The sequence below is a fragment of the Comamonas denitrificans genome, assembly GCF_017368815.1.
GTDB classification, from domain to species: Bacteria; Pseudomonadota; Gammaproteobacteria; order Burkholderiales; family Burkholderiaceae_C; genus Comamonas; species Comamonas denitrificans.
Genome location: NZ_JAFNME010000055.1, coordinates 1 through 9,117 on the forward strand (window position 1 = coordinate 1; position 9,117 = coordinate 9,117).

Here is a 9,117-nt window from a genome sequence, read left to right on the forward strand (position 1 = left end):
CTCTCCTGAACGCCAAACCCTGGTGGTGAACCTGACACCTGGGCGGGAAAATCGAGTGTCTCAGCCGGCTTGATGGCGCTTCCGCGGTGCGATACTTGGCCTCATGCGGTTAAAACGCCTATCCGTGAACCTGAGCTTCGTGTTCTGATCAGCGGATCGCCACCGCAAGCGGGAGAGCGGGAAACCCTCTCCCGTTTTTGTTACTGCCATTCGTCACTGTGCCGTGGTTGGGCTATAAAAAAAGCCTCCGTATCAGGAGGCTTTTTTTATGGATCATCAGGCGATTTTTTTACCGGTCAGCTTTTCGTATTTCGCTTCCAGTTCTTCCTGAGTTTCCATACGGTCCGGATCCTGTGGAATACAATCAACCGGGCATACCAGCTGGCACTGAGGTTCGTCGTAGTGACCAACGCACTCGGTGCATTTAGCCGGATCAATCACATAAATTTCTTCGCCGGCGGAAATTGCTTCGTTAGGACATTCCGGTTCGCACACATCACAGTTGATGCATTCGTCGGTGATAATCAGAGCCATGACATACCTCCGTCAGGGGCGTTATTGAGTGGCGTACTTCTTCAGAGTTTTGGCAACCAGAGGGTGTACAAAATTGCTGACATCGCCACCCAGTGCCGCAACTTCGCGCACGATGGTCGATGAAATATAGGAGTATTGTTCAGCCGGGGTCAGAAACAGGCTTTCCACGTTGGGTGCCAGTACACGGTTCATATTGGCGAGCTGAAATTCGTATTCAAAATCCGATACGGCCCGCAGACCGCGCAGAATAATGTTGGCGTTTTTTTCTTTGACGAAATCCGCCAGCAGATTGTTAAAACCCACCACTTCCACATTGGCCAGATGGCCGAGCACGCTGCGTGCCATATCGACACGGGTGTCCAGATCCAGCATGGGCTTTTTCTTGGGGTTATACGCGACAGCCACAATGATGTGGTCGAACATGCGGGCAGCCCGCTCAACCAGGTCGGTATGACCGTTGGTGATGGGGTCGAAGGTGCCGGGGTAAACCACAATGTTCATAGCGGGCCTGCCTGAAAAATAGGGTGTAAATCGGGGCGCATAGTAAACAAAAGGCGCAGAATGCGCCAGATGTGGGGCGGTTGGGCGGGGCCGCCCAACCGGATGTTATCCCTGTATTACGCCTTCAGCGTTTCCAGCAACTTGTTAGCCTGCTTGCAGGCCATGCCGTAAATCGACAGCTGCGGGTTGGCACCAATGCTGGTCGGGAATACCGAACCGTCGAAGACGTAGAGGTTATCGAGATGGTGGTATTTGCCGTTGCTGTCGACCAGGCAGCGGGTCTGATCTTCGCCCATGGTCAGGCCGCCCATGCAGTGTGCTGAGCCGGCGGTAAAGGCATTGGAGCGGAACTCCAGCGCGTTAATGCCGGCTTTGGCTTCTTCCCAGCTGGTGAACCAGGGGGAATCCACATGCGATGCGCGTACCGCTTTGGCGCCGGCGGCAAACTGGATTTCCGCCATGCTCAGCCAGGAGCGGCGCACGCCATCCCACAGGTAATCGTTGATGACGTAGTCGATGATCGGCGTGCCATCGCCGGCCAGTTCAATACTGCCGCCTTCGCTTTGCGGGTGGAAACCATCGCGCAGCAGGGCAATCATGGCGTGCAGGTTGGGCAGTTTCTGAATATCCGAAAAATGCTGATGACCGTGACCCAGCAGCAGCACCGAGGTTAAGCCCGGCTGCAGCGGCGGGACTTCCAGCTTGTAACCGACCGGGCCGTCAACCGACTGCCACTGGAAATGGTCGGAGTAAATCGATTGCGGCGCACCGTAGTACGGATCGATCAGCTCGTCGAACTCGGCAAAGCAGAAGGTAGTCGGGTGGAAGAACGTGCGCTTACCGATGCGTTTATGCGGATCGGGGGCTTTCGAGCGCAGCAGCAACGCCGGGCCGTTAATGGCTCCGCAGGCCATGATGACATGCGGCGCTTTGGCGACCAGACGGCTGCCGCTGGGCTGGTAATCGTCGTTCAGGGCGGTGATTTCCACGCCCAGCACTTTGCGGCCTTCCATGATCAGGCGTTCGGCGCGGGCGCTGTATACCAGTTCAGAGCCTTGCTGCAGCGCCGCCGGAATGGTGGTGACCAGCATGGATTGTTTGGCGTTGGTGGGGCAGCCGGTGCCGCAGTAACCCAGGTTCCAGCAGGCGGATACGTTACGCGGAATGACTTTCCAGTCGATACCAAGCGAGGTGGCACCACGGCTCAGCACCGCGTTATTGGGGTTGGCCGGCACCTGCCACGGGGCAACATTCAGACGTTGTTCCATTTTTTCGAACCAGGGCGCCATCTCGTCCTTGCTCATGCCCTGCACGCCGAACTCACTGGCCCAGTGCTGCAGTGTCGGCTCCGGGGTGCGGAAGCTGGAGGTCCAGTTAATCACCGTGGTGCCGCCCACGCAGCGGCCCTGCAGGATCGACATGGCGCCGTCTTTGCTCATGCGCCCGGCGCTTTCCTGATAGAGGTCGCGGTAGGCTTCGCGTTCGTCCATACGGAAGTCGTCGCTGCTTTTCAGCGGGCCTTCTTCCAGCATCAGGACCTTCAGGCCGGCATTGGCGAGAATTTCCGCCGTGGTGCCGCCACCGGCGCCGGTGCCGATAATGATCACATCGGCTTCCAGCACGGTGCCATCGGCCATGCTGGTGGAGGCGCGTACGTTCCAGCCGCTGCGGATGCCGTCGCGGATCGGGTCTTTAATGCCGGCCACCATCGGGATGTGCGGCTGACGGGGGGAATGATTCTGCATCGTGATCTCTCGTTATTCTTCGTTGTGATCGTCCGGTTCTCAGACCGGATCACTGGCCGGGATGCGTTGCGGCATGCCCGGATAACCGGAAAAAGCAAAGGTCGACGGCTGGCTGTACCAGCACATGGTGACCAGCTTGCACAAAGAGGCGTAGCCCATGCGTTTCAGCTGAATGCGGCTGGTTTTCCAGTCCTGCAGGAAGGCTTCAATATCGGCCGGCTGCATGTCGCTCCAGGCCGTCCACGGCGCGCCCATCAGAGCACGGATCGGGGCAACCTGCAGGGCGTCGAACAGCATCACCAGCTGGCTGCGGGCATAGTCCTGCAGAGTCAGTACAACCTTATCCAGCGAACGCAGCAGCACGGCTTCGCCGTCCGCGGCGAGGCTGCCGGGGTAGCTGCCCGACAGAATCACCGGCGCCACGGCGCGCAGAATCTCAATATCCCCCGGACGCAGCACTTTATAGCCATTGGCGGTGGGCACTTTACTGCAGCCGGTGAGGCCGGCGACGGACGCGCCCAGGGTCAGCGCGGCCGCCGACGTGGCGCTCAGCTGCATGAAACCGCGGCGGCTGGTGGTAATGGTATTCAGCATACGAACCTCAACGGATAAACAGCTTGCGGATCATGGCCTGAATCGCACCGCCGTAGGGCGGATAGATGAACATGCCACTGTTGAACCGGCCCTTACGGTGCACAGCCTTGGCTTTCGACAACGCAATAAAGCCTTCTTTGCCATGGTAGTGACCCATGCCCGATGGGCCAACACCACCGAATGGCATGTCGTCCTGGGCGATGTGCATCAGGGTATCGTTGATGGTGACACCTCCGGCGTGGGTGCGCTCCAGAATTTTTTGCTGTTCGGCTTTGTCGTAGCTGAAGAAATACAGCGCCAGCGGACGGTCGTGGTCATTCACATAGTCGATGGCCTGATCCAGCGAACGGTAGGGCACGATGGGCAGGATCGGGCCGAACAGTTCTTCCTGCAGTACTTTCATGTCGGCGCTGCCGTTCTGAATGATGTGCAGAGGCATTTTACGGGTGCCACTGAAGTCTTCGCTGGCTGGATTCACCACGGTGATGTTGGCGCCTTTGTCGGCGGCATCTTTCACCCAGCTTTGCAGGCGCTGATGCTGGCGTTCGTTGATGATGGCGGTGTAGTCGCTGTTGTCACGCAGGCGCGGGTACATGCGCGCAAACGTGGCCTGGTAGGTGTCGATAAAGTCCTGTTCCTGACCGGCGGGCAGCAGAATGTAATCCGGGGCGATACAGGTCTGGCCGGCGTTCAGGGATTTACCGAAGCAGATGCGCTCAACCGCGTCTTTCATGCTGGCGCCGGGAGCAATAATGGCCGGTGATTTGCCGCCCAGTTCCAGCGTGACGGGGGTCAGATTTTTCGCCGCCGCGCCCATCACGATTTTGCCCACCGCGGTGGAGCCGGTGAACACCAGGTGATCCCACGGGGTTTCCGCAAAAGCCGAGGAAACATCCACTTCACCTTCAATAATGGCGACCTGCTGTTCGCTGAATATGTCCGCCAGCATGGCTTTCAGCGCTTTATTGGTGGCCGGGGTGAATTCGGACATTTTGATCATGGCGCGGTTGCCGGCGGCCAGCGCGGTCATCAGTGGCAACAGTGCCAGCTGTACCGGGTAGTTCCAGGGCACCATGATGCCGATCACGCCCAACGGCTGATAAACCACCTGATTGTGCGAAGGCGCGAACAGCATATGGACATGGCGTTTCGACGGTTTCATCCAGCCACGCAGGTGGCTGCACGCATAGTTAATGCCCTGCACGCTGGTCATGATTTCAGCGATCAGGGTTTCGTCTTTCGAGCGGCAGCTGAAATCCTGATTCACGGCGGCAGCCAGTGCATCCTGATGTTTCAGCGTGGCGGCCTTCAGACGCTTCAGGTCAGCCAGACGTTCTGCCAGCGTGGGCATCGGATGCTGGCGGAATGCCTGACGCTGTTGCTGAAACAGCGTGCGTAAGCGTTGCAGTTCCTGATCCTGATGCGGTGCATGCAGCGGCGTGACGGTGGCGACCATAGGGGGCTCCGGAAGTATTATTGTCATTAGGTTGGCATTATTAGAGCCTTTGCTCTAAAAGATCAAGCGGCAGGCCGTGGCATTTCCGGCCAGATTGTGTGAGTCTTGCCCCGCATAAATGACAGACCCGTCTGCAGGCGGGCTACGGAACCCTCAATGAGCACGAAAGAACGCATTCTGGACGCCTCGCTGGCGCTGTTTAATGAGCTGGGTGAGCGCAAGGTGACGACCAATCACATTGCCTCGCATCTGCAGATTTCCCCCGGCAATCTGTATTACCACTTCAAAAACAAACAGGCGATTATCTTCGCGTTGTTTGAACGCTACGAAGAACGGGTGCTGACCATTCTGCAGGTACCGCAGAACCGTACCCTGCAACCGATGGATAAACTCAATTACCTGCAGGCTATTTTCCGCGGCCTGTGGGATTTCCGCTTCATGCACCGCGACATGGAGCACCTGCTGCTGGAAGACGCTGAATTGCACGCCCGTTACCGCCGCTTTTTCCGTACCTGCCAGCTGCGGGTACAGGCGATTTTCCGGGGGTTGGGTGACGCCGGTATTATCCGTGTCAACGAGGATGATGTGGCCGCCCTGGCGCTGAATACCTGGATTGTGGTGACGTCGTGGTTCTCGTTCCTGCGCTGCAACCTGCCCAATCGGCGCACTGGTTGGCGAGCCACCGCGCCTGCAGCTGATTGCGGTTCGCGCGGTCACCGCCACCGCCCAGGAATTCCAGTGCGTCGTCACCAGTTGGCAGGATGAGCTCAACCCGTTCGAGCTTGGCCAACGCATCGCGCAGCTCGGCAAAGGCGAACAGCGAGAACGATGGGGTGACGCAGCCCATTTGGCTGTCAGGTTTGAGGTGCGGGCGCACCAAATCGATGACTCGATCTGTGCCGCTGTTCGGAACCAGCTTCATTCGTTCTTGTCCTCTCCCTTGATTGCGCTCCGGTGCTAGCGTCGCCTGCCGACGACTGAGCGGCAATCCAGACATCGATGTCGGTTCGCTTGAACCGTCAAGTGACACCGACCTTAAAGCCGGGCAACTTGCGACCCGCCGCTAGGCGATAAACAGTGCACCGGTTAACTGCAAATAATCGGCTACTTCTTTGAGCGTCATAACGCTTTCTGGCGGTAAGTCATTAAGTTCTAGGGCGAAAGGAAGGAAATTGCAGTGTAAGCGAGTGCATCAATGCAAAAAAGGAGCAGATATCAAAGCGGGCCTAATAAAGACAGGCTAAACAAACACTCCCAAAGTCACGAGCAAAGGCCAGTCTTCTTCAAGCCGTCGGCGCGTTTCTAAGCCCACTCCCTCCTTCTCAGTAGTACTCAAGCTCTTGCTATGGGCACGTCAGCCAGCCGCGTGGTGTATTGCGGGGTGCGCCGCTCTTGCCGCATCGCCCACTCATGGGCCTGCGGGACACCAGCGCTGCCGACGAAAACCGTTCTTTTGCCGAAGCGGCGATTCAGTTGATCGATGGTGCCCATCAGGTGTGACTGATCGCGGTCTTCGCCGGGCTCTAGGTCAAGCTCGGCTTGGTACAGCGACGACTCCACCAGGTCCAACAACATGACGCCGCACTTGGCCAATTGATAGCCGGGCTCGTAGATCCGTCGCATCCCTGCAATGGCAGCAGCCACCAGCAGCGCGCTATCGGCCGTGGGCCGTCGAAGTGGAACCATGACCCCGCGCGAGAACTGCGGTGGCGGTCGGAATGGTGACGTGTGCGCGAACACGTAGACCTGGCTGGCGAAGCTCCCTTGTTTGCGCAGCTTTTCGCCTGCGCGTGATGCAAACTCACTCACGGCCTCCAGCATCGGGCCCAGCTCGGAAACGGATCTCCCGAAAGAGCGCGTAACCGCAATTTGTTTCTTGTTGCTTGGCGCATCTTCCAGAGGGATACACGATTGGCCGCGCAGCTCGCGCACCGTGCGTTCAAGCACCACGCTCCAGCGCCTGCGCACGGTCGCGGGGTCAAGCCTGGCCAAGTCCCAGGCGGTGTTGACACCACCCTCCTTCAATTGCGCACCAATGCGGCGCCCTACTCCCCAAACGTCGCCTACCGCTGTTGCCTGCAAAACCGCTTGCTGCTCGTCGGCGGACAACACGGCAAAGCTGCAAACTCGGGCCAGATTCGCAGGGTAGCTACCCGGTTTGCGCTCGGCGGATTTCGCAACGTGATTCGCCAGTTTCGCAAGGGTCTTGGTACCACCAATCCCTATGCCGCATGGGATGCCCACCCATTGCAGAATGCGCGCCCGTATCTTGTGCGCCCTCTCCACCAAGTCACCCCGCATGCCATCGAGACCGATAAATGATTCGTCGATGGAATAGATCTCCTGAGTCGGCCCCAAGCCTGCAGCCAGGCTCATCATGCGGTTGCTCATGTCCCCATACAAAGGGAAGTTGGCGGAAAGCCCAATCAAGCCGTCAGACTCAACAAGCCCTGCGATCTGGAACCACGGGGCGCCCATCTTGATGCCCAGCGCTTTTGCTGCCTCGGATCGCGCGACAGCGCACCCATCGTTGTTGCTCAACACGACAAGCGGGCGCCCCGCCAGCGCCGGGCGAAACACGGTTTCGCAGGTCGCGTAGAAGTTGTTTCCGTCCACCAGAGCGAACATGGGTCAGACCCGAAAGCGCTTGATCGTCGCTGTGACTACGCCCCAAATTTCCACGATCTGGCCATCCTTTGGAACGATTTCTGGATAGGTCGGATTGGCCGGTTTGAGCTTCATGCGGCCATGTTTTAGCCATAGGGTCTTGCAAGTGAATTCACCATCCACAACGGCCAGAACTACGTCGGTATGAATCGGCTTGAGGGCACGGTTCACCACCAGTAGATCACCATCAAAAATGCCCGCCTCGCGCATGGAATCGCCGCGCAGCCGCACGATAAACGTGGCCTGGGGGTGGGTCACAAGGATGGTCGTCAAGTCCAGCCGCTCGACCGCGAAGTCTTCTGCGGGCGAGGGGAAACCCGCGTGCACAGTGTCCCCCACCATCGGCAAAACCAGTGGCTCAGGGCCGCATAAGATCGGCCTCCATGGCGCAATACTGTACATTTGCAAGGGGTATCTATTTAGCTCCAGCAGCCCCGTTGATACTGTGATTTCATCCAGCAATAGTATCCGATTGCCTCTCCCCGGTGTTCTTGCTTACGACATCCCCATACGTCACTGGCGGCGTAACCACCGCTTGCTGCAGCAAGCGGTAAAACAGCATCCCGCGTGAGCTGGATGTGCGCCGGTTGAAACGGAACACGAATTCATCGAGATAGGCGTCCAGGTGGTCTGGCTGTACAGAGCCATGATGTGTTCCCAGCACCCAGCGCTGTACCAGTGAGGCGACCCGGTGCACTCCCGCCATGGAGACATGGGCAGGTACGCCTGAGCCGAGCATGACGGTGCGCTGGTGGGTGTAACCCAGTTCTCCCAGAGCGCGGTATGCCGCCGAACCATCCGTGCGTACCTGGGCTCCAGGCTCGACCACCTCCTGCACAAAGGGGATTACGTGGGTGGCGGCGTCTCGGTCAATGCGGCGTAACCGGATGCGCCCAAACCCGTTGGGCTCCACGATCTCCACCGCCATGACCATCAACACTTTGGTCGTACTGCTCTTGCGCCCTGCAGGGGTGGCGGGATTCTTGCGATCCGTGATGGACAGGTACGTTTCATCCACCTCCACAAGCCCCTTGAGCTTGCCCCGGCCCGGGCGGACCATGGCACGTCGAAACCGGTGCAGCATGGTCCAGGCGGTCTGGTAGCTCCCCAAACCCAATACGCGCTGCAGCCCCAGGGCGCTCACGCCTTGTTTCTGATGGGTCAGGTACCAAGCTGCAGCCAGCCATACACGCAGCGGTGTTCGCGTCTTGTCAAAGATGGTTCCAGATGTCACTGTGCCTTGGTACTGGCATGAGCGGCACATCAGGCGGGTGCGGCTGGCTCGGTACACATCACCTGCGTTGCCGCAACGCGGGCAGACGAAGCCTTGGGGCCAGCGAAGCTTCTCCAGGAACGCCTGGCAAGCCTCTTCGGTGGCAAACCAGTCAAGAAATTCGTTCCAGGTGCGGGGGTAGTCCCGTCCAGGAGTTGGCGTTAGCATCTGGGTTTCCATCCAGCTATTCTCACGTCACTGGAGCTAAATAGATACCCCTTGCATTTGTACAGTATTCATGTCAGCCACTTCCAAGCCCAAGCTCTACAACCCACGCCACCCCGAACGCACGCTGCTCTACCAAACGGTAGCCGAGCACTACGAGACCTGGCTAGAGTTGGCCAGCG

General features: G+C 58.5%; 9 protein-coding genes. 1 reads left to right on the forward strand and 8 read right to left on the reverse strand.

What is annotated here, in order from left to right; translation table 11 throughout:
* Positions 1 to 276 precede the first annotated feature (276 nt).
* The 5 genes from J1777_RS13860 to J1777_RS13880 all read right to left on the reverse strand — a co-directional run bounded on the left by J1777_RS13860 (position 277) and on the right by J1777_RS13880 (position 4,830).
* Positions 277 to 534, reverse strand: a complete 258-nt coding sequence (locus tag J1777_RS13860; RefSeq protein ID WP_207576261.1) for a YfhL family 4Fe-4S dicluster ferredoxin — start codon at positions 532 to 534, stop codon at positions 277 to 279.
* 21 nt (positions 535 to 555) lie between these two features.
* Positions 556 to 1,035, reverse strand: coding sequence for a pantetheine-phosphate adenylyltransferase (gene coaD, locus J1777_RS13865; RefSeq protein WP_207576262.1), 480 nt, complete (start codon positions 1,033 to 1,035; stop codon positions 556 to 558).
* Positions 1,036 to 1,151: 116 nt separating this feature from the next.
* The gene (locus J1777_RS13870; RefSeq protein ID WP_242700556.1) at positions 1,152 to 2,780 is read right to left on the reverse strand and encodes a GMC family oxidoreductase; all 1,629 of its coding nucleotides are present in this window, start codon (positions 2,778 to 2,780) and stop codon (positions 1,152 to 1,154) included.
* A 39-nt stretch (positions 2,781 to 2,819) separates the two neighbouring features.
* Complete coding sequence (locus J1777_RS13875; RefSeq protein ID WP_207576263.1) at positions 2,820 to 3,374, reverse strand: twin-arginine translocation signal domain-containing protein; 555 nt, start codon at positions 3,372 to 3,374, stop codon at positions 2,820 to 2,822.
* Positions 3,375 to 3,381: 7 nt separating this feature from the next.
* On the reverse strand, positions 3,382 to 4,830 hold the full coding sequence (locus tag J1777_RS13880) for a coniferyl aldehyde dehydrogenase (RefSeq protein ID WP_207576264.1): 1,449 nt from the start codon (positions 4,828 to 4,830) through the stop codon (positions 3,382 to 3,384).
* A 156-nt stretch (positions 4,831 to 4,986) separates the two neighbouring features.
* Between J1777_RS13880 and J1777_RS13885 the strand changes: the two genes are divergently transcribed.
* Positions 4,987 to 5,595, forward strand: a complete 609-nt coding sequence (locus J1777_RS13885) for a TetR/AcrR family transcriptional regulator (RefSeq protein WP_207576265.1) — start codon at positions 4,987 to 4,989, stop codon at positions 5,593 to 5,595.
* A 567-nt stretch (positions 5,596 to 6,162) separates the two neighbouring features.
* On the opposite strand, the gene J1777_RS13890 is transcribed toward J1777_RS13885, so the two are convergent.
* The 3 genes from J1777_RS13890 to J1777_RS13900 are packed head-to-tail and all read right to left on the reverse strand — an operon-like array spanning position 6,163 to position 8,950.
* A complete protein-coding gene (locus J1777_RS13890; protein WP_207576266.1) occupies positions 6,163 to 7,458 on the reverse strand; it encodes a Y-family DNA polymerase in 1,296 nt (431 codons plus the stop codon).
* 3 nt (positions 7,459 to 7,461) lie between these two features.
* Positions 7,462 to 7,899, reverse strand: a complete 438-nt coding sequence (locus J1777_RS13895) for a LexA family protein (RefSeq protein ID WP_207576267.1) — start codon at positions 7,897 to 7,899, stop codon at positions 7,462 to 7,464.
* A 49-nt stretch (positions 7,900 to 7,948) separates the two neighbouring features.
* Positions 7,949 to 8,950, reverse strand: a complete 1,002-nt coding sequence (locus tag J1777_RS13900; RefSeq protein WP_207576268.1) for an IS1595-like element ISCsp2 family transposase — start codon at positions 8,948 to 8,950, stop codon at positions 7,949 to 7,951.
* Between the last annotated feature and the right edge of the window lie 167 nt (positions 8,951 to 9,117).

Excerpts from the sequence above, each read along its gene's own strand:
- J1777_RS13860 (WP_207576261.1), bottom strand. The coding sequence starts at position 534 with ATGGCTCTGATTATCACCGACGAATGCATCAACTGTGATGTGTGCGAA.
- J1777_RS13870 (WP_242700556.1), bottom strand. The coding sequence starts at position 2,780 with ATGCAGAATCATTCCCCCCGTCAGCCGCACATCCCGATGGTGGCCGGC.
- J1777_RS13875 (WP_207576263.1), bottom strand. The coding sequence starts at position 3,374 with ATGCTGAATACCATTACCACCAGCCGCCGCGGTTTCATGCAGCTGAGC.
- J1777_RS13900 (WP_207576268.1), bottom strand. The coding sequence starts at position 8,950 with ATGGAAACCCAGATGCTAACGCCAACTCCTGGACGGGACTACCCCCGC.
- J1777_RS13885 (WP_207576265.1), top strand. The coding sequence starts at position 4,987 with ATGAGCACGAAAGAACGCATTCTGGACGCCTCGCTGGCGCTGTTTAAT.
- coaD (WP_207576262.1), bottom strand. The coding sequence starts at position 1,035 with ATGAACATTGTGGTTTACCCCGGCACCTTCGACCCCATCACCAACGGT.
- J1777_RS13890 (WP_207576266.1), bottom strand. The coding sequence starts at position 7,458 with ATGTTCGCTCTGGTGGACGGAAACAACTTCTACGCGACCTGCGAAACC.
- J1777_RS13880 (WP_207576264.1), bottom strand. The coding sequence starts at position 4,830 with ATGGTCGCCACCGTCACGCCGCTGCATGCACCGCATCAGGATCAGGAA.
- J1777_RS13895 (WP_207576267.1), bottom strand. The coding sequence starts at position 7,899 with ATGTACAGTATTGCGCCATGGAGGCCGATCTTATGCGGCCCTGAGCCA.